This is a genomic window from Aphanothece microscopica RSMan92, from assembly GCF_046613545.2.
Lineage (GTDB): Bacteria > Cyanobacteriota > Cyanobacteriia > PCC-6307 > Cyanobiaceae > NIES-981.
Genome location: NZ_JBKKKY020000509.1, coordinates 1 through 468, shown reverse-complemented (window position 1 = coordinate 468; position 468 = coordinate 1). Strand labels below are relative to the sequence as shown.

The window sequence follows — 468 nt, the reverse complement described above, 5'->3', positions numbered from 1 at the left end:
CCGTTGGGACGAGGAGAGATGTTACGGTAAACATGGCGGTTTCGGTAGATTGTGGCCGTTTCGCCGCAACATAGCAAAAGCAACAACACACTACCGCACACGCATGACAACCTTTTCTTACGCAAGGCTTCTCTGCGCTTCTCTCGTGCTCCTTCTGAGCTACGGCATTGTTCCCGCCCAGGATACCGATGGTTGGTCACTCCTGCTTTCAAACCGCTTTTCGGACGCCGAACGCGCTTTTCAGCGTGCTTTTGCCAACAACCCTAAGGATGCTCGTTCCGCCTTAGGCCTGTCGATGGCGTTCGAAGCCCAACGGAAGTCGTCCGACGCACACCGCTGGCTGCTGACAGCCATTCGGAACTCATCCGATCCCTACACTATCCTGAATGCGTCGCAACTGACAGAACGCCTACGTGTTGGATTACGTGCAGGATCGGACTTGCTTTCCCTCTATAGCGACGTTTTGGC

Annotated in this window: 1 protein-coding gene; it reads left to right on the top strand. The window is 54.7% G+C overall.

The window, feature by feature from the left end:
• Positions 1-145 precede the first annotated feature (145 nt).
• Positions 146-468, top strand: a 323-nt coding sequence (locus ACLD7X_RS18790) for a tetratricopeptide repeat protein (protein ID WP_425625518.1), incomplete at its 3' end; no start/stop codon positions are given.